This window comes from bacterium, from assembly GCA_024228115.1.
Lineage (GTDB): Bacteria > Myxococcota_A > UBA9160 > UBA9160 > UBA6930.
This window is the reverse complement of the sequence record JAAETT010000396.1, coordinates 1-19,018: the sequence shown is the minus strand read 5'-3', so window position 1 is coordinate 19,018 and position 19,018 is coordinate 1. Positions and strand designations below refer to the sequence as shown.

The window sequence follows — 19,018 nt, the reverse complement described above, 5'->3', positions numbered from 1 at the left end:
CTCACGCGCCAAGTCCAAGCCTGGCAAGACGATCGCAACCGAACGACGAAGGGCGTCGACTGGCAATTCACGACCCAACAAGCCCGCGTGAAACTGCGACGACTCTACCCCCAGCTTTTGGTGTGACAAGGGACTAGGAGCCGGGCGGACCCGGCGATTCGTCCGCAGGGCAGCGTGCCAGGAAATCCCGCGGCGATCGGATCTGCGCGCCGTGGTGGCGGGCGCGATCGGCCAGGCGCCGATCCGCGGTGACGACGGCCAACTGGGCTGGATCCGGATGCTTGCGGATCTCGGCCAGCAGCCAATCGTCGGCCGACGGTGCGAACACGATGCGGGGCACCGCCGCGGCCGGCGGTTCGGCCGATTCCGGGCCGGTTTCGGGTCGGGGACCGTCGAAGACCACGCAGACCTCACCCGCCCCCTCGAAACGCCGAATCCGGCTCAGCAGCTGGTTCCGGGCTTCCGCGCGCCACCAGCGGCCTCGTTCCCGGCCGTGAAGGAGGGCCACGTGCAAGACATTGAAGCCATCGACGAGCCAGTGCTCGGGCTCTTCCATGGGCGCGCCATTGTACTCCCCAGCAGGGCGACGCCGAGGCCCAGGGCGATCATCAAGGAGACGACACCACAGGTCTGGAGGGCGCCAGCTAGCCAAGAGGGGAACGGGGGCGGTGTGTGCGACATGACCTCACCCTGGCCCGGCCTCATGACAGGCGCGGTCACAGCCCGACCCGACTCCGGCCCCTGACAGGCGCGGTCACGGCCTGTTTGCGATCCTGCGGCCATGGATCCCCTGCGGCTGGCCCTGGTGCAAATGCGGCCCAGCGAAGCCCCGGATGCGAATCTCGAGGAGGCGCTCGTCCAGATCGGACTCGCCGCCGAGCGTGGCGCCCAGGTGGTTTGTCTTCCCGAGCTCTTCCTGACGCCCTACCCATGCCAGGAGGAGGATCCGGCTCGCTTCGACCTGGCCGAGCCGATTCCCGGACCCACCAGCGAGGCCCTGGCCAAGGCCGCTGGGCGGCATGAGGTGGCGTTGGTGGCCTCGCTCTTCGAACGGCGGGCGGCTGGCGTCTACCACAACACGGCGCTCACCTTCGACGAGTCCGGTCGCCAGGTCGGGATGTACCGGAAGATGCACATCCCGGACGATCCTCTCTACTACGAGAAGTTCTACTTCAGCCCCGGAGACCTGGGCTTCCAATCGGCGCAGACCCGCCACGGACGCCTCGGTACCCTCGTTTGCTGGGACCAGTGGTTTCCCGAGGCAGCCAGGCTGACGGTCACGGCCGGCGCCGAGATGCTGCTCTATCCCACGGCGATTGGCTGGCAGTTCGACGAGGGTGAAGAGGAGGACCGTGCCCAGCACGATGCCTGGGAGACGATCCAGCGGGGCCACGCGATCGCCAACGGCGTGTTCGTCGCAGCCGTGAACCGGGTGGGGCACGAGGGCGGCATCCGCTTCTGGGGCCAATCCTTCGTGGCGGATCCTCGCGGCCGGGTGATTGCCAGGGCGTCGGCGTCCGAGCCGGAGCTGCTGATCGTCGATTGCGATCTGGCCGCGGTCGAGCAGGCGCGTCGGGAGTGGCCTTTTCTTCGAGACCGCAGGATCGACGCCTACGACGACCTCACCCGTCGTCTCCGCGACTGAAACCAGATGAAGACGCCCCGCGAGCTCGGTCTTCGCTGGCCCGCGGAATGGGAACCCCACCACGCGACCTGGCTGGCCTGGCCCCACAACCAATCGACCTGGCCCGGCCGGCTGAAGGGCGCAGAGCAAGCCCTCATCCAGATGGTGGGCGCTCTCCAAGGCGCGGAAGAAGTATGTATCAGCGTGCAGGACGAGGCCCATGCCGAGCGCGTGGCCGGCCTGCTCGCCGAATCCGGACATTCCGGTGGGGTATCGCTCCACGTCATCCCGACCAACGACGCCTGGGTCCGGGACCACGGCCCCGTGTTCCTGGCGGAGCCCGAGGGCAACGTCCACGCCGTGGATTTCCGCTTCGACGCCTGGGGAAAGAAGTATCCGCCCTGGGATCTGGACGACGCCGTGCCGCCCCGGATCGCCAAGCTGCGCGACGTTCCCTGCCACCGGGCCGGCTTCGTTCTCGAGGGTGGATCCGTCGACGGCAACGGCGCAGGCACCGTCCTGACGACGGCCTCGTGCCTGCTGAACGGGAACCGGCGTCTTCCGGGAGAACCGCCGCGTACGATCGGGGCCATGCAGGAACGCCTGGGCGAGTGGCTCGGAGCGGAATGCGTGCTCTGGCTGGGCGACGGCATCGTCGGGGACGACACCGACGGCCATGTGGACGACATCGCCCGCTTCGTCTCCGAGCTGGTGGTCGTCGCCACGGTCGAGCCGGATCCCTCCGATGCCAACCACGCTCCCCTGGCCGAAAATCTGGACCGCCTGCAGCGGATGCGAGATGCCCGCGGCCGCCCTCTGGATGTCGTTCCCCTGCCGATGCCACCGCCCATCTATGTCGACGGCCTCCGTTGCCCGGCCAGCTACGCCAATTTCTATCTCGCCAACGGTGTCGCCCTGGTGCCCGTGTTCGGCGTCCCGAGCGATGAGCGCGCGCTCGCGGTGCTTCGAGAACTCTTGCCGGACAGGCGGCTCGCACCCATCCCCGCTCGCGATCTCGTCCTTGGCCTCGGCGCGTGCCACTGCCTCACGCAGCAGGAGCCCAGAAAGTCAACCAGCGGGGACGGGGTTTACAATTGACTTATCGGGAAGGGGCAGAGCCCCTTCCCGATAAGTCAATTGTAAACCCCGTCCCCGCTGGTTGACTTTCTGCATGACTGCCGCCGATTGTGGCAGAGGAGGGGGCATGTTGGGGCTCGATCCCCATGCGAGTTGACCCATAGGTCAGCCAGAGTGGTAGGATGGCCCGCTTGATCGACTTCGAGACGACCCCATGACGCAGCAGTTCCACCCGCTCCCTCTGGTATTCACCCTGGCCGCATTCCTCGTCAGCTGCGGGGCCGGGCCTCTGGAGTTCACCAGCCCCGAGTTGGGATTTCTCTCGGCTCCCGGGGACGTCGCGTTCGAGCTGAGCCTTCCGAGCAATGCCGAGAAAGCCAGCCTGGTGATCCAGCTGGATGGCGTGGTGGTTCCGAGCAGCCAGTACACGATCTTGGCCGGGACGGTTCAGGGGACGCTGCCCGGAGTGGCCGCCGGCAGCCATTGGCTGGACGCCGAAGTCCATGCCGGCGATCTCGAGCATGCCGAGACCAGCTTCACCTGGTCGATCTCTACAACCCGGACTCGTGCGACATCCTGAACCAGATCGAATGCGTTCTGCCGTTTCCGTCGTCGCGCTTCGAGGAGCCGGCCCCGACGACCACCGGGGTGCGTATCGCCTACCAGCCGGACACGCTTCCGGTCAGCACCCGGTTCCTCGAAGGTGGAGGCTTCGTCACGGGTCCCATCTCGCCGGCCCCGTTCCTGCAGAACGATGGCTTCAGTCCGACCGTGCAGGTGCTGATGCACTTCGAGCAGACTCCCGATCCTGCGCTATCCGGTGCGGCGCGCATCCTGCCGACCACCCGGACCTACGACGAGAGCGGCGCCCAGCCTTCGAGCCCCACGCTGTTGATCGATTGGCAGACGGGAAAGCGGGAGATCCACTGGATCGAGAACGACGCCAACGCGATCGATCCCGCACGGGTGGTGACCTTCCTTCGTCCCGGCCGGAGCCTTCGCCCCGGCCACCGCTATATCGTGGCCGTCCGCAAGCTGGTCGACGGCCAGGGTGCACCCGTCGAGCCCGAGCCGATCTTCGAGGCCATCCGGGACGGGGCGCCTTCCGACCTACCGGCGGTGGAGCTTCGCCGCGCCGAGCTCGAGCCGGTGCTCTCCCGCCTGGATGAGCTCGGCGTGCCTACGGACGATCTGATCCTGGCTTTCGACTTCCAGGTGATGAGCGACCACTCCCTGACCCATGAGATGCTCTCCATGCGCGACCAGGTCTTCGCCTGGCGCGACGCACAGGCCGCCGCGGGGATCCAGACCTTCACGGTCGACAGCATCGATGAGCGGAACCCGGGCTGCGCGGATCCGAACGAAGCCGTCTGGCGGGTCGTGAAGGGCACGTACCAGGTTCCCCTCTTTCCGGATCGCGATCCCTTCGTCGAGAACGATCGGCTCTCGAACCTGCTGCGCGATGCCGCGGGCCTGCCGACCTGGAACACGCTGACGAATCCGCCCTACGCAATCGCGATTCCCTGCGATTCGCTCGCCACGCCGCTTCCCCCCGTACTGCTGGGCCACGGCCTGTTTGGCGACGGGCCCGGCTTCGTGGAGACCGTTGCGGACGCGGCTCTCACCCCGCCGTTCATCAGCGGAGGCACCAACTGGTCCGGTCTCTCGACGCTGGAGCTGCAGCCCGATCTCGTCAACAGCTTCATCTTCAAGGTGACCGGAAACACGGACGAGACGCCGGCCCTGGCCGATCGGCTTCGACAAGGGCAGACCCACGCTCTCCTGCTGGCGCGGATGCTGCTCCGGGGTGACTTCAACATGGACCCCACGTTCCAGAATGCCCAGGGTCAGGGCGTGATCCTGCCCGATGACGAGATGTACTACTTCGGCGGCAGCCTGGGCGGCATCATGGGCAACATGTTCGCGGCCCTTACTCCGGATGTAGAGCGGCTGCTGGTGGACGTGCCTGCCATCAACTTCTCGCTGCTCCTGGATCGCGCCGCTCCGTTCAGGCAATTCGAACTGATCGCCCGCGTTACCGCTCCCGATCGCATGGATTTCTCGATTGGCCTGGGCCTCACTCATGAGACCTGGGTGCGCGGTGAGCCTGCGGGCTACGCCACCCATATCATCGACGATCCGCTGCCGGGCGTGCCCTTCGCGAAGCGCATCCTGATGCAGGTCGCGCTGTATGATCACCAGGTCTCCAACCTCGGCTCCCAGCTTGCGGGGGCGACGATGCGCTTGAAGGTTCAAGAGGGCTCGGTGATGCAGGATCTGGCCGGGATGGAGAATTCGACCGGGCCCCAGGATTCGGCCTACGTGGTATACGAAACGGCGGCTTTCGATCTCTCGAACCCTGCGCATCTGCCCTTCGTGCCTCCGCTGGTGAACGACCAGGTGCCCGAAAAGGTGAACGGCATCAACTCGGGCAAATGCGATCCCCACGGCCGGCAAGCCATCATTCCTGCGGCGCTCGACCAACTCGAGGCATTCTTCCAGCCGTACGGGCAGGTCGAGAACTTCTGCACCGACGACGGCGTCTGCAACGCATCGACCGCGGATGAGTTCCCGTTCGGCGTACCGATTCCCTGCGATCCGCTCAGCTGATTCCAGAGACTGCGGGGCGGCTTGTCCGTTTCGCAACCCGCTTGGATCGGCTAAACACAGACCGTCCCGCAACTCCCAGTGAATGCAGGGGGATTCCATGGTCGACGTCTCGCGTCATGACGTCGTGATCGTGGGCGGTGGGGGCGCCGGATTACGCGCCGCCATCGCCGCTTCCGAACTCAATCCGGAACTCTCGATCGCGCTCGTCTCGAAGGTCTACCCGATGCGGAGTCATACGATCTCCGCCGAGGGCGGCGCGGCCGCCATCGCCCGGGACGACGACAGTCTCGAAATGCACGGTTACGACACCGTGAAAGGCTCGGATTTCCTGGGCGACCAGGATGTGATCCAGTACTTCGTCGAGCAGGCTCCGAAGGAACTGACGCGTCTCGAGCATTGGGGCTGCCCCTGGAGCCGCAACGAGGATGGGAGTGTCTCGACCCGCGCATTCGGCGGGATGAGCACGAAGCGCACCTGGTATGCCACCGACAAGGTCGGCTTCCACATGCTGCATACGCTCTTCCAGACTTCGATGAAGTTCGGCAACGTGGTGCGCTACGACGAACACTTCGTCAGCAAGCTGCTGGTCGATGGCGGTGCCTGCCGTGGCGTCGCCGCGCTGGATATCCGTACCGGCGAGATGAAAGCCATCCTGGGGAAGGCGGTGATCCTCTCCACGGGCGGTGGCGGCAAGGTCTGGCCCTTCACGACGAACGGGAACATCAAGACCGGCGACGGCATGTCACTCGCCTACCGCGAGGGCGTGGGGCTGAAGGATATGGAGTTCGTCCAGTACCACCCGACGGGCCTGCCCGGCACCGGCATCCTCATCACCGAGGCGACCCGTGGTGAGGGTGGCCATCTGCTCAACAACGAAGGCGAGCGCTTCCTGGTCAGCCGGGACTACGGTGTCGGTACGAAGGCCGAACTCGGGCCGCGGGACATGATCTCGAGGGCCATTACCCAGGAGATCGCGGCCGGCCGCGGTGTGGAAATCCCGGGGAAGATCGGCCGCTACGCGCATCTGGATCTCCGACACCTCGGAGAAGAGAAGATCATGGCCCGGCTGCCGTTCGTGCGTGAGCTGTCGAAGGCCTACGCAAACGTCGATCCGGTCCACGAGCCGATTCCGATCCGCCCGGTGCTGCACTACATGATGGGTGGCGTGGATACGGACATCGATGCCAAGACGACCCTCGATGGGCTCTACGCCGCCGGCGAAACGGCGTGCGTGTCCTTGAATGGTGCCAACCGCCTGGGTTCGAACTCTCTCACCGAGTGTCTCGTGTTCGGTGCGCGGGCTGGCGAGCACGCGACGGAATACATCAAGAGCGTGTCGGTTGGCGAGGAAGGCCCTTTCGTCCAGCAGGCCGAGGCCGAAGCAGCGCGCATCGATGCGCTACGCGGGCGTCAGCGCGGCGGGGAGAAGATCGCCAAGGTTCGCGAAGACATGAACACCGCCATGGAGGACGGCACCGGTGTCTACCGGGAGCAGGCCTCGATGGCGAAGGCGGTCACCGATATCGCCGAGCTTCGGCAACGCTTCGAGCAGATCAGCCTCGACGATTCGAGCAAGATCTTCAATACGGAGCTGGTCGCCGGGCTCGAGTTGGACAGCATGCTCGACGTGGCGGAAGCGGTCACCTGCGCGGCAGTCCAACGCAAGGAGTCACGCGGGGCGCACGCTTGTAGTGACTATGCGACTCGCAACGACACCGAATACCTGCACCACTCGATGGTCTACCAATCTCCCGAGGGTCCACGCTTCGACAAGAAGGAAGTGACGCTGGGTGTCTGGGAACCTGAAGAGCGGAAGTACTAGCCATGAGCGAAAAGCTGAAGAAGACCATCATCGTCACGCGCTTCGATCCCGACAAGGACGAGGCTCCAAAGACCCAGAGCTACGAGATCGAGGTCGAGCCGGATTGGAAGATCCTCGAGGCCTTGAACTACATCAAGGACAACATCGACCCGACGCTCTCCCATCGCTGGTCCTGCCGTATGGCGGTTTGTGGTAGCTGTGGGATGACGGTGAACGGGGATCCGAAGCTCACCTGCAAGGATCCCATGTCGAACTACGGGGATACGATCGAGATCTCGCCCCTCGCGAACTTCCCGGTCGTGCGAGACCTCGTCGTCGAGCTCGAGGGCTTCATGGAGAGGTTCCAGGAGGTGAAGCCCTGGATCATGGTCGCCAAGGAGCGTGCGGTCGAAGAAGGCACGACTCGGCAATCGCCGGAAGAGCTGGCAGATTTCAAGCAGTTCAGCATGTGCATCAACTGCATGCTGTGTTATTCGGCTTGCCCGGTCGTCTCCAACGAGCCGGAATTCCTGGGGCCGGCGGCTCTGGCGCTCGGCCACCGCTACAACCAGGATACGCGGGACGAGGGCGCCCATGTGCGCAACGAGGTCTTCCGCAGCGAAGGCGGGCTCTTCAGTTGTTCGTTTGCCAATGAGTGCAGTGAGGTCTGCCCCAAGAGCGTGAACCCGTCGGGTGCCATTCAGCAGGCCAAGGTCGCCAACGTCATCGATTGGGCCACATCCTTCGTGGTCAAGCGAGGGGAGGATGTCTCGTGAGTGAGCTTCGTCCGCGAGTGGATGCGATGAAGCCTCGGGCGCCGATGCCCACGCGTACGGCGGATCCGAGGCCTCCGGATAAGTTCCCGGGGGGCGGCCGTTACCCGTCGTATCTGGCGTTCGGAGCCTGCGGCGCATTCCTGATGCTCTCCGCCCTGCTGCTGACCCGCGGTGTCTGGGCGCTCGGGGATGGCGAGGCCGCCTGGAACGCCTATCTGGCGAACTTCAGCCACCCGATCTACCTGGCCTACCATGTGGCCGCATTCATCGGCCTCACCTGGTTCGCACTTCGCCTGTTCCGGTTGTTCCCCGCGACCCAACCCAACCGCATGGGCCCGCTGAAGCGTCCCGCGGATGCGGTGCTCGTGGCCGGTTTGTACGGCGTGTTCTTCACCGTGCTCGCCGTTGGCACTCTCTTCCTCGGAGGCGCGCTGCTGTGAAGACGCTGATGCTCAAGCTCGAGCCCGTGATCTGGGGGCTTTTCAGTAGCGGCATGATGATCGGCGGCCTCCTGCTGCCGGTCTTCGTCCTGGTGGTCGCGCTCGGCGGCGGCCTCGGCGTGGTCGGCGGAGAAGCCCTCGGCTACGACCGCATGCACGGCCTGGTCACCCACCCGATCGGCTCTCTCGTCGCGCTTGCCGCCATGGCGCTCCCGGTCTGGGGCGGCGCCCACCACCTTCGCCATCTGTGGATCGATTTCGGTGGCCTCGGAAGCGACAGCCTGGTCGGCTTCCTCTGCTACGGAACCGCCCTGGCCGGCAGCATCGCAGCAATCCTGGCGGTCGTTCGACTCCACGCGTGAGCGAAGAACGGGGACGTTCCCGGCTTCTCGAGGGCGTTCGCATTCTCGATCTGACCCGTGTGGTCGCGGGTCCGTTTGCGACGGCGGTGCTGGCGGATCTCGGCGCCGAAGTGATCAAGGTCGAGAAGCCCGGGACAGGCGACGACTATCGCTACGGGCCGTCGCCCAAGGGTGAAACGTCGCTCTCGTTCCAGAACACGAACCGGGGAAAACGGTCGATCACCCTCGATGTTCGCCAGTCGGAAGGGCGCGAGCTCCTGCTCCGCCTTACCGAGAACGCGGATGCATTGGTCGAGAACTTTCGCGCCGGGTTCCTCGACAAGCACGGACTCGGCGCGGCAGTGCTCCAATCCCGAAACCAGAGGCTACTCGTGGCGTCGCTCTCGGGCTTCGGCCAAACGGGTCCGTTGGCGGGGAAGGGGAGCTACGACATCGTTGCCCAGGCATCCGGCGGGTTGATGGGCATCACAGGCGAGGAAGGTGGCGGCCCCCTGCGCGGCGGCGGTGCGTTGGCCGATTTCGTCGGTGGGTTGTACCTGGCGATCGGCCTGCTCGCCGGCTTGCGCGATGTCGATCGGACGGGCCGGGCACAAGTCCTCGATCTATCGAACCAGGACGCCATCTTTGCGATCACGGATTCAGCGGCCTCGATCTTCGCCGGCATCGGCCAAGAGATGGAGCCGGTCGGAAATCAGCACCCCTTTACGGCCCCCTACGATGCCTTTCCCGCGACCGACGGTCATGTGGCGATCGGCAGCGCCAGCAACAAGCTCTTCCGTCAGTTGATGACGGCGGTGGGGCGTGCCGAGCTTGGCACGGACGAACGCTTCCGCAGCCACCGGGGCCGGGCGGCCCGACGCCATGAGACCAATGCGGTCGTTGCCGAATGGGTCGCCTCCCGAACCTGCCAGGAGGTGCTCGCCGCCCTGGGGCCGGAGGGCGCTGATGTTCCCTGCGCGCGCGTCGCTCGTCCCGCGGAGTTGCTCGACGATGCACAGCTCGAAGCCCGTGGGATGATCGAGCGCCATTCGCATCCGACCCTCGGCGAGGTCGTCTTCCATGGGAACCCGCTCCAATTCAGCCATGCCGCGCCTCGCGAACGAGCGCTGGCGCCGGTCCTGGGCCAGGACAACGCCGAGGTCTTCGGAGAACTCGGGCTCGGCGCGGGGGAGATGGCTGCGCTGGCAGAGAAGGGCGTGATCTAGCGAAAGGCACCCGGCCTCAGAAACCCGCTGGGTGCTCCTCGAGGAAGGCGCGTTCGGTGGGCGACGTCTCTCGTCCCAGGGCCGCGTTTCGCGCTGGGAAGTGCCCGAAACGTTCGATCGTCTTCTGATGGCGCAGAGCCCAATCGAGTCCGCCGGAGAAGAACGAACTCGGTTGCTGCTCCTCGGCGAGCCCCCTGAAGCGACGCACCGCCTCGGCCTGGGCTTCCGGATCTTCCGCATGTTCGAGTGGCATGTAGAGGAAGTATCGCTCTGTGGGTGAGAGCTCGCGGTCTTCGTGCCGTTCGAGCGCCTCCCAGGTGAGTTCGAGGGCGCGCGGGTCTCCGGAGAACGCCTCGGCGCATCCCCGGTAGAGATTGCGGGGGAATTGGTCGAGCAACAGGACGAGTGCAAGCCGGCCGCGCGGGTTGGCGGCCCAGACGTTCAGGCCACCCGCCAACGCTTTCTCTACCCACTCTCCGAAGCAGGTTCGGATCTCTTCATCGACGGCCTGCCCACCCTGGAACCAGCGTGCCGCGGCCTGTCGGCCGGGATTCCCATCCGCACCGATGTCGGCGAGCCAGTACGCGAGCACGGAAGCGGGTTCCACCCGTCAACCGTACCTCGATCCTCGGAACGTTTCCTACCCATGGAAGATCCAGCCGAGCGTGTGCCTCACGATCACGAAGGGCAGCGCGAAGAGCGGGATGTGATGGTGGTGGCTCAAGTGCCTGTGGAACCGCTTTCGGGACTGGAAGCGATGGCCGCAGGGTCCACAGGTGTAGCTGTCGCGGCGCCGCTCGTAGCGATCGTGCCTGCGGTGGTTGTCATGTCGATAGCCATGCCGACGATGCCTGTCGTACCGGTCGCGATGCCGGTCGTGTCTGTCGTGCCGGTAGTCGCTGCGTGCGCTGCAGTAGTCGTCGTGGTAGACGACCTTGTGGCGGCGCGATCGGCGACGATCGTCATGGCCCGCCGAGGCCACGGTTGCGGTCAGCAGGAAGGCGAAGCCGCTGGCAACGGCCAGAGCCCGGGTGATGCGCTGGGATCGGAACATGTCGATTTCCTCCTTGCCCGGTCAGACGGGGGGCCGGCCCAATGCATTCACCCGGCCTCCAAGTGCCCGGAATCACACGGCTTGACCGAACTCCGGAGGTCACGGATCATCCCGGATTCCTCACTCTTGGACGGGGCATCTGGATGAATTTTGGCTTCACGGACGAGCAGGAGTTTCTGCGTAGTGAGGTGCGCAAATTGTTGGACGAAAAGGCACCCCTCGATGACGTCCGCCGGGTGAGCGAGGCCGAAAGCGGCCCCGGCTACGACACAGATCTCTGGAAGGAGATCGCCGAACTCGGGTGGACCGGCCTGGTCATTCCCGAAGCTCATGGCGGTGCGGGCCTGGGCTGGGTCGATCTGGTCGTCGTGCTCGAGGAGACCGGCCGCAGCCTGTTTCCGGCTCCGCTCGTCGCAACCACGCTGGCTGCGGACGCGATCGTGAGGACGGGTAGCGAAACCCAGCGTGCCCGTTTTCTTCCCGGCCTGGCTGACGGAAGTGTCATCGGCACGGTCGCGCTCGCCGAAGAGGAGGACACGCCCGGTGAAGCCGGGATCCAACTCTCGGCGCAGCGGAGCGGCGAGGGCGTGGTCCTCTCGGGCGAGAAGCTCTTCGTCCAGAACGCCGCCGCAGCGGACATCTTCGTGGTGGCGTTTCGCCGTGAGGGCGAACTGGCCCTCGCCGTCGTCGAAAAAGCACAGGACGGAGTCTCCGCCGAGGATTGGCCGGGCATCGACCTGACGAAACGACTCGGCCGCTTGCGCCTCGAGAATGTCGAGGTCGCGGCCGAGGCGATCCTCGAAGGCGGAGACTCTGCGGCCGTCGGGATGCTCTTCGACGTCGGCGCCACCGCGATTGCCGCCGAGGCGATCGGCGCCGCCGAAGCCGCCCTGGCGCTCACCACCGCCTACGCCAAGGAGCGCATCCAATTCGGGCGCGCGATCGGAACCTTCCAAGGTGTGAAGCATCCGCTGGCAGAGATGTACGTCGACGTCGAATCCTTCAAGTCGCTCACCTACTACGCCGCCTGGTGCATCGACGAAGGGCACGCGGATCGCTCCCTCGCCGCCTCCCGGGCCAAGGCCTATGCCAGCGAGGCCATTCCCCGCATTGGCATCGATACGGTCCAGCTACACGGTGGCATCGGTTATACGTGGGAATACGACGCCCACCTCTTCCTGAAGCGCGCCAAGTGGGTGCGCCCGTTCTTCGGCGACGCGGATCACCACTACGAGCGTGTCGCCGCGCTGGGAGGCCTGTGATGGATTTCGATTTCACACCCGAAGAAGAAGCCTTTCGGGCCGAGGTGCAAGCCTTCATCCAGGCCCACATCCCCAAGAGCGGCACAGCCGAGGAGATCCAAGCCTGGCAGAAAGCCGTGCGCGAGAAGCGTTGGGTCGGATTCTCCTGGCCCGAGGAAGTCGGCGGAGGCGGTGGTGGGATTGCTCAGCAGGTCATCCTGAAGGACGAGATGGCGAAGGCGCGCGCCCCGGCCCTCGGCTCCTGCTTCATGGGCCTGGCGTGGGTGGGCCCGGCTCTGACCGAGTACGGCACCGACGAGCAGAAGCAGACCTTCATCCCGGACATCCTGGACGGCAAGGTCCAGTGGTGCACCGGCTACTCCGAGCCCGATTCAGGCAGTGACCTCGCTTCGCTGAAATGCAAATGCGTCCGCGACGGCGACACGTACATCGTGAACGGTCAGAAGATCTGGACCTCGATCGCGATGTGGTCCCAGTGGATCATTCTGCTCGTGCGAACCAGCGGTGACGGCTCGAAGCACGACGGTATCACCTGCCTGCTCGTACCGATGGATAGCGAAGGCATCACCGTCCGCCCGATCAAGAACATGTCCGGCGGTGCGGTCTTCGCCGAGGTGTTCTTCGACGACGTGAGAGTGCCTGTGGAGAACAGGCTCGGCGAAGAAGGGCAGGGATGGAAGGTCACCGTTTCTGCGTTGGCTCACGAGCGATCGAGTATCGCGGAGGTGCAAGGCCTGCAGCGCAGCCTCGCAGAGCTGAAAGACCTGGCACGCAGCTGCAAGAAGAACGGACGCTCCGCTGCGGAGGATCCGGGCATTCGCGGACGCATCGCCCGGGCGGATGCGCGCATCGAAGCCATGCGCCTGAACGGCATGCGTTACCTCACAGCACAACTTCGAGGAGAGAAGCTCGGCAGCGAGACCTCGGTGAACAAGCTCCATCGGGCCGAACTCGAAGTCGAGATCGGTGAGCTTGCTCTGGAGATCCAGGGCAGCCGCGGGCCCCTGGCGAAGGGCGCCGATGAGGTTCCTGCGGACGGGAAGTGGCAGCGCATGGCGCTCTCCTGGCCGGAGGTCGTGATCGGCGGCGGTACGCCCAACATCCAACGCAACATCATCGCCGAGCGTATCCTCGGCCTGCCGAAGGATCTCTAGGCCGATGAGCGAGCGAAGCGAAAAACTCGAAGCGGCGCTTCGAGAGCGACTGGATGCGGTTCATGTCGAAGTAGTAGACGAGAGCCACCTCCACGCCGGGCACGCCGGCGCCCGCGAAGGCGGCGGCCACTTCCGCGCGTTCGTAGTCTCGGAACGTTTCGAAGGCCAGACGCGAGTACAGGCCCAGCGGAAGGTCTTCGACGCTGTGGCGACTGAGATGAACGAGTGGATCCATGCCCTTTCACTGCGCACACTGACACCCGCTCAGTGGGACGCGAGGAGCAAGACGTGAGTCAGCGCTTGATTCGATGGATGGCGGCCGGGGCGGCGGCGGTTCTGCTTGCCTGCACCGCAGCTGGAATCCGTGACCTGACCTATCCGCCGGATTTCCACTACATCAGCGAGGGCGAGATCCGCGGCGCCATGGGCAATCTGGCCGTGCGTATCCACGCCCTGAATGAGCAGATGGCCCAGGAGGTGCCGGATCCGGAGGTGGTCGTCGCGCTCTTGACCGAGATGCGGCAGCTCGCCGGCCAGCTCAAACCGCGCGCGCACTCGAGCCACCCGCGCATCGATCGGGCTGCTCCAGAGCTGCGCGCTGATATCGAGAGGGCGTTGGCCGGTGCCCGCTTTCGCCCGCCGAACTATTTCTGGGCGGGCCAGCTCTCGGGTTCCTGCGAGTACTGCCACGTGCCGCGGCACGAGTAGCGCCGGCCCTTCAGCTCGGCCGGCGCCCTGCCGATTTGCAGGGCATGGCCACGGCCATTCCCAGTCGCCCCGAAGCCCTCGCCACCGCCTTTGGCGAGCTGGGCATGTCCGCCCGCGCGGCGAATACGCTTTCCTCGGATCTGGTGCTTTGCCATCCGATGACCCGGCGCCTCGGCGTGCGTCGCATGGAAGCCACCCTCCGCGAGCAGGGATTGGCGGCCGAAAAGGCTGCGGACGCCGCGCCCATGCTATTCGCGCTGGAGAGTTTCGATCTGGGTCATCGGCTCGTCGACGTGCGTACCGAACTCCGCATTGCGGGAGTGGCGGATGATCGGGCCGTGGCGGCCGTCTTCGAAGCTGCGCGCATGCACCGGGAGAGCGCTGATCCGGAAACCGCCGTGCCGGTCACGCCGGGGCTCGCGAGTCTGATCGCGGCAAGCCTGACGCTGTATACGGTTGCCGTGGCGTTGTGGTTGCTGGTCGAGGGCTAGGCTGGCCGGGATCTGGCCAATCGCCTCAAGCGAATTTTGCCAACCAGTCTTCGAGGGTCACCGAGAACCCCGCAGCATTCCGATGTCCGCCGCCGCCGAACTCTCCGGCCACCGCCGCAACATCGAATTCTCCGATCGAGTACACCGAGACATCCACGCGAGTTCCGGTCAGACGGTAGACCGCACCGCAGGGCGAACCGAAACGTGCGCGGGTTGCCAACTCGTGGCCGATCAGGCTGCGCTGCTCCCGGGCGTTCACGGCTTCGACGCGTAACTTGCCGAGGCTCACGGGGTGGGCGCTGTGGAGGGAACGTTCGACGTCGATCTGCTGGGCCCGGACCAGGGAGCTGCCTTCGGTAGCGAGATCGGCGATCGGGCGCTTCGCCAGCGTCTCCCAGGCTTCGAAGCTACGCGGGTAGGAGCCGATGGCGGCGTTCACCTCGCGGGAATGGGGGAGCTTCCAGTTCCAGAGATCCATGTCTTGCACGTAGCCGAGGAGTTCCGGGGGTTCTTCCTCGGGATGGAAGTGCTTCCAGGAGAGGACGGCGCCGCTGTGCGCGAGGTCGAAGACGATTTCGTGCCCGGAGGCGCGGAGACCGTCCACCAGGCCGGGTTCGTTGTCGTAGTGGCCCTTGGACGAGAGATGGTGGTCGAGCACGACCAGATGGCCCACGGCATCTGCCAGACGCTGGGCCACGGGTGCGGGAGGCGCGATGTCGACGAAGACGACCAAAGCGTCTTCGAAGCTTGTCGGACGCAGGGGGTCGTCGTGGCCCCTGGCTACGTAGTCGGCTTCCTTGCCCCAGGCTCGCCAGGCGGCCCAGGCCGCGCCGAAGCCGTCCGGGCAGCCGGCATGGTAGATGCAGACTCTCCGCATCGTGTCTCCTTCGGCCTCAGCCGCCGTTCCTTGAGGAGGAGGCCTTTGGAGTTGAGGAAGAGGCCCCTGGACTCGAGGGTGGAAAGCGCCGGGTCAGCCAGTCGATCAGCAGACGGTTCAGCTCTTCCGGCCTTTCTTGCTGGGTCCAATGCCCGCAGGTCTTGATCTGGTGCATTTCCAGATCGGGAACAAGAGCGGGCATGCCGGCTGCCATCTCAGGGCGCAGGGCTGCATCCCATTCAGCGGTGATCATCAGGCAGGGCACCCCGATCCTGGCGACACCCACGTCGGGGGCGCTCTCCCAGTTGCGATCGAAGTTGCGGTACCAGTTGATGCCGCCGCCGAAGCCGGTCTTCCCGAAGGTCTGGACGAAATGGTCGAGTTCCTCGGACGAGAGGATCGGAGCGCCATCCGGAATCTCCGGCAACCGGCGGAAGGGATTCATGTCGAGCTTGCCGTCCTCGCCGACCATTCGAGCAGCGCTCACGGCCGGATCCTCTGGCTCCCGCATCAACTTCTCGAAGAGCAGACGGGTCTGTCCGTCCAGCACGCCCTCCGCGACGCCCGGCTCCTGGAACCACAGGATGTACATGCGCTCGTCTTCGCCGCCGACCAGCGCCCGCATCATGGAGGTGGGCGCAATCGGTGAACGCGGCATGTAGGGCGTGTTCACGCCGATCACGCCCGCCGTCCGCTCCGGGTGGAGGATGGGCATCGCCCAGACGACGAAGCCGCCCCAATCGTGGCCACAGAAGACGGCGCGTTCGATCTCGAGGCTGTCGAGGAGAGCAACCAGGTCCCCGGTCAGGTGGTGGATGTCGTAGGCGGTGATCTCGTCCGGGCGGTCGCTGCCGCCGTAGCCACGGCCATCCGCTGCGATCGCCCTGAAGCCGGCCTCCGCCAGTGGGCCGAACTGGTGGCGCCAGCTGTAGGCCAGCTCCGGAAAGCCGTGAGAGAACACCACGGCCGGGCCATCGCCCGCCTCGTGGACGGCAACGGTGATGCCGCCGCCTCCGCCGTTCTGGGCAGGCAGCTGGATGCGTCGGGCTTCGGAAAAGCTGGGAGGTGTGGTCATGGGAGCCGGCCAGTCTATCGCGAGCCGGGGCGCTAGTCTCGGCCCTTGGCCCTCCCTTCCTCGAACATGCATACGGCCGTCGTCGCTCAGCCGGTTCCCATCGACGGGGAGCCCGAGGCTGCGTGGCGGGAAGTCGTTCATTCGCTTTCTCCCGGCCAGCGCTGGTGGCTCGATAGTGCCCAGGCTGGCCCGCCGCTCGGACGTTGGTCATTTGCCGGCGCGCACCCTTACGCCACCCTGCGTTGCTTTGGTGAGCTGGGCGAGCTCGATGTGCATCGTCCGGTTCGGCCCGATTGGCCCGGCTTCGGGCGCCATCGGCATGTCGGCCCGGCACTCGAATGGCTTTCCGAACTCGCACCGCCTCCGCCGCGGAAGCCTCTTGAGCTCCCGTTCAGCGCCGGTGCCGTGGGGGTGTTCGGCTATGAGTTGGCGGAGCAACTCGACCGGGTGGAGCTTCGCGGGCAGGACGATCTCGCTCTGCCCGATGTCTGTCTGCAATGGGTGGATCGGGTCTGGGCGTTCGACCATCTCGAGGGCCGGCTCTGGGCCGTGGGCTGCGGCTTCGATCGCGACCTTGGCCGGGCTGGCGAGCGCGCCAACGAAGCGGCAGGCGCGCTTCGCGCAGCAGACGCGGAGAGCCCGTCCAGCCGATCCGCGAGCGAGTCCGAGCCCGTCCGCGTTCCCGATCCCAGCCACGATATCCACGCCTACGCGAAGGCGACGGATTTCCTTCTCGAACGCATCGGGGCCGGCGACCTGTATCAGGCTTGCCTCACCCGGCGCGAATCACACGCCCTCGAGTGTTCGCCTTGGCAGATGTACCTCCGCCTTCGGGGCCGCAACCCGGCGCCGTTCGGTGCGTTCCTCGAGCTACCGGATGTCGCTGTCCTGGGGAGCTCGCCTGAGCGCTTCTTGCAGGTCAAGGCGGACGGCTGGGCGGAGAGTCGGCCGATCAAGGGAACCCGCCCGCGCGGCGCGAATCCGCGGGCCGATCGCGACTACCGCAAGGAACTCGCGAACTCGCCCAAGGATCGCGCCGAGAACCTGATGATCGTCGATCTGGTGCGAAACGATCTGGGCCGCGTCTGCGAGTTCGGCAGCATCCACGTTCCCGAACTGATGGCGGTCGAGGCCTATGCGAGCGTGTTCCAGATGGTTTCCACCGTGCGCGGCCGCCTGGCGCCGGGTCGGGGCGCGTTGGATGCATTCGCTGCAGCGTTTCCGCCCGGTTCGATGACCGGGGCACCCAAGATTGCCGCCATGAACCTCCTCGCCGGGCTCGAGCCCGTGCGTCGCGGCTTCTATGCAGGAGCGCTCGGCTATCTGGATGTCACGGGCGCCTGCGACTTCTCCGTCGTCATCCGCACCGGCTTCGCCAAGGATGGCCTTCTTCATCTGCACACAGGCGGCGGGATCGTTGCCGATTCCAACGCCGCCGACGAATGGGATGAAACCACCGACAAGACCCGTCCGCTTCTGGATGCTCTCCGCAAAGCGAACGCATGCGCGGAGTGATTCGCCTGATCGCCCTGGATGTGGATGGCACGCTTGCCCATCGTGGTGACGAGGTGTCGTCGGCCACACGCGAGGCGCTGCACCGTGCCCACGCGGAGGGCGTGGAAGTCGTGATCGCGACCGGGCGCCGTTTCAGGACGACCCAGCGGGTGATCGACCACCTCGGCTTGGCGGTTGCGTCGGTCACGTTGGGGGGTGCCCTCGTCAAGGATGCGGAGGGAGCGACGATCCATCGCAGGGCGCTCTCGGCGGCTGAGTTGAAGGATGTCGCAAGCGCCTATCGGGAGGTCGGCGTCTCCGGGGTGGGACAACGGGACGGCCATGCGGACGGAGGGCCGGATTTCGTGATCGACGGAGCCCTCCCGTGGAACGGCTGGACCTCCCGGTACGCAGAGAAGAACCGGGAATGGTGCGAGTGGCGGAAAGACCTGGCAGCCGAGACGCGCGACGATGTGATCGAATTATGCGCTTTCGGAACTGCCGACGAACTCGCAGCGGCCGCAGCGGAGGTTCGCCGCCGGCACCCCGACCGATTCGAATCGCTCATCCTGCCACTCCCGGCCGATTCCTCTAGCGGCGGCGGCTTCTTTCTCGAAGTCCGCCCGCCGGGTACCTGCAAATGGACCGGTCTCGGGGCGCTCCTCGAAACTCGTGGCTTGGCGGGGCGCGAGGTCTGCGCGGTTGGCGATGAGCGCAACGATCTCAGCATGATCCGCGGGGCAGGTCTGGGTGTGGCGATGGCCAACGGCCATCCGGAGGTTCACGCCGCCGCGGATTGGATCACGGGCCGCCATGATGAGGATGGGCTGGTCGCCGTGGTCGAGCGCCTCCTGGGGTAGGAGTTCCCGCTAGCCTGAACTATGCACGAAAGTTGGCTGAGAAGCTGGCTTTCCAATGTTTCAGCGTGCCGCGCGGCGATTGACGCTGACGGATCTCGTTTTGGGTGGTCGATGCCCATTCCGTGGCGCGAATGCGGAGTGTGCTTCG

At 65.7% G+C, this 19,018-nt stretch carries 21 protein-coding genes; 16 read left to right on the top strand and 5 right to left on the bottom strand.

Annotated features, from left to right (window positions below):
- Positions 1–133 precede the first annotated feature (133 nt).
- Positions 134–556: a hypothetical protein gene (locus GY937_17385; GenBank protein MCP5058478.1), complete on the bottom strand. Its 423-nt coding sequence runs from the start codon at positions 554–556 to the stop codon at positions 134–136.
- A gap of 225 nt (positions 557–781) precedes the next feature.
- Here GY937_17385 and GY937_17380 point away from each other — a divergent pair, with 225 nt between their 5' ends.
- The 9 genes from GY937_17380 (at position 782) to GY937_17340 (ending at position 9,895) form a co-directional block, all read left to right on the top strand.
- A complete protein-coding gene (locus GY937_17380) occupies positions 782–1,645 on the top strand; it encodes a carbon-nitrogen hydrolase (GenBank protein ID MCP5058477.1) in 864 nt (287 codons plus the stop codon).
- Between the two features lie 6 nt (positions 1,646–1,651).
- Positions 1,652–2,722: an agmatine deiminase family protein gene (locus GY937_17375; protein MCP5058476.1), complete on the top strand. Its 1,071-nt coding sequence runs from the start codon at positions 1,652–1,654 to the stop codon at positions 2,720–2,722.
- Positions 2,723–2,915: 193 nt separating this feature from the next.
- The gene (locus GY937_17370) at positions 2,916–3,281 is read left to right on the top strand and encodes a hypothetical protein (GenBank protein ID MCP5058475.1); all 366 of its coding nucleotides are present in this window, start codon (positions 2,916–2,918) and stop codon (positions 3,279–3,281) included.
- 68 nt (positions 3,282–3,349) lie between these two features.
- Positions 3,350–5,311 carry a hypothetical protein gene (locus GY937_17365; protein ID MCP5058474.1) on the top strand — a complete coding sequence of 654 codons (1,962 nt, stop codon included), beginning with the start codon at positions 3,350–3,352 and terminating at the stop codon, positions 5,309–5,311.
- Positions 5,312–5,408: 97 nt separating this feature from the next.
- Complete coding sequence (locus GY937_17360) at positions 5,409–7,133, top strand: FAD-binding protein (protein ID MCP5058473.1); 1,725 nt, start codon at positions 5,409–5,411, stop codon at positions 7,131–7,133.
- Positions 7,134–7,135: 2 nt separating this feature from the next.
- Positions 7,136–7,888, top strand: coding sequence for a succinate dehydrogenase iron-sulfur subunit (gene sdhB, locus GY937_17355; protein ID MCP5058472.1), 753 nt, complete (start codon positions 7,136–7,138; stop codon positions 7,886–7,888).
- Positions 7,885–8,328 (top strand): hypothetical protein, encoded by a 444-nt coding sequence (locus GY937_17350; GenBank protein ID MCP5058471.1) that lies wholly within the window; start codon positions 7,885–7,887, stop codon positions 8,326–8,328. The genes sdhB and GY937_17350 overlap by 4 nt, the downstream gene beginning before the upstream one ends.
- Positions 8,325–8,690, top strand: coding sequence for a hypothetical protein (locus GY937_17345; GenBank protein MCP5058470.1), 366 nt, complete (start codon positions 8,325–8,327; stop codon positions 8,688–8,690). The genes GY937_17350 and GY937_17345 overlap by 4 nt, the downstream gene beginning before the upstream one ends.
- Positions 8,687–9,895, top strand: a complete 1,209-nt coding sequence (locus tag GY937_17340; protein MCP5058469.1) for a CoA transferase — start codon at positions 8,687–8,689, stop codon at positions 9,893–9,895. The genes GY937_17345 and GY937_17340 overlap by 4 nt, the downstream gene beginning before the upstream one ends.
- 16 nt (positions 9,896–9,911) lie before the next feature.
- Here GY937_17340 and GY937_17335 read toward each other — a convergent pair whose 3' ends face one another.
- Together GY937_17335 and GY937_17330 are read right to left on the bottom strand one after the other, a co-directional pair.
- A complete protein-coding gene (locus GY937_17335) occupies positions 9,912–10,502 on the bottom strand; it encodes a DUF924 domain-containing protein (GenBank protein MCP5058468.1) in 591 nt (196 codons plus the stop codon).
- Positions 10,503–10,535: 33 nt separating this feature from the next.
- A complete protein-coding gene (locus GY937_17330) occupies positions 10,536–10,949 on the bottom strand; it encodes a hypothetical protein (protein ID MCP5058467.1) in 414 nt (137 codons plus the stop codon).
- 143 nt (positions 10,950–11,092) lie between these two features.
- Here GY937_17330 and GY937_17325 point away from each other — a divergent pair, with 143 nt between their 5' ends.
- From GY937_17325 to GY937_17305, 5 genes are read left to right on the top strand one after another with little or no spacing between them, the layout of a single operon-like run.
- A complete protein-coding gene (locus tag GY937_17325; protein ID MCP5058466.1) occupies positions 11,093–12,211 on the top strand; it encodes an acyl-CoA/acyl-ACP dehydrogenase in 1,119 nt (372 codons plus the stop codon).
- Complete coding sequence (locus GY937_17320) at positions 12,211–13,365, top strand: hypothetical protein (GenBank protein ID MCP5058465.1); 1,155 nt, start codon at positions 12,211–12,213, stop codon at positions 13,363–13,365. Before GY937_17325 ends, GY937_17320 begins: the two co-directional genes overlap by 1 nt.
- Positions 13,366–13,369: 4 nt before the next feature.
- Positions 13,370–13,657, top strand: coding sequence for a BolA family transcriptional regulator (locus tag GY937_17315; GenBank protein MCP5058464.1), 288 nt, complete (start codon positions 13,370–13,372; stop codon positions 13,655–13,657).
- Positions 13,654–14,073: a hypothetical protein gene (locus tag GY937_17310; GenBank protein MCP5058463.1), complete on the top strand. Its 420-nt coding sequence runs from the start codon at positions 13,654–13,656 to the stop codon at positions 14,071–14,073. The genes GY937_17315 and GY937_17310 overlap by 4 nt, the downstream gene beginning before the upstream one ends.
- Positions 14,074–14,117: 44 nt before the next feature.
- A complete protein-coding gene (locus GY937_17305; protein MCP5058462.1) occupies positions 14,118–14,564 on the top strand; it encodes a hypothetical protein in 447 nt (148 codons plus the stop codon).
- Between the two features lie 25 nt (positions 14,565–14,589).
- Here GY937_17305 and GY937_17300 read toward each other — a convergent pair whose 3' ends face one another.
- Both GY937_17300 and GY937_17295 read right to left on the bottom strand, forming a co-directional pair.
- Positions 14,590–15,441, bottom strand: a complete 852-nt coding sequence (locus GY937_17300; protein MCP5058461.1) for a hypothetical protein — start codon at positions 15,439–15,441, stop codon at positions 14,590–14,592.
- 16 nt (positions 15,442–15,457) lie between these two features.
- Positions 15,458–16,516 carry an alpha/beta hydrolase gene (locus tag GY937_17295; protein ID MCP5058460.1) on the bottom strand — a complete coding sequence of 353 codons (1,059 nt, stop codon included), beginning with the start codon at positions 16,514–16,516 and terminating at the stop codon, positions 15,458–15,460.
- 45 nt (positions 16,517–16,561) lie between these two features.
- Here GY937_17295 and pabB point away from each other — a divergent pair, with 45 nt between their 5' ends.
- Positions 16,562–18,031, top strand: a complete 1,470-nt coding sequence (pabB, locus tag GY937_17290) for an aminodeoxychorismate synthase component I (protein ID MCP5058459.1) — start codon at positions 16,562–16,564, stop codon at positions 18,029–18,031.
- Positions 18,019–18,870: an HAD-IIB family hydrolase gene (locus tag GY937_17285; GenBank protein MCP5058458.1), complete on the top strand. Its 852-nt coding sequence runs from the start codon at positions 18,019–18,021 to the stop codon at positions 18,868–18,870. The genes pabB and GY937_17285 overlap by 13 nt, the downstream gene beginning before the upstream one ends.
- The last annotated feature ends 148 nt before the right edge of the window (positions 18,871–19,018 follow it).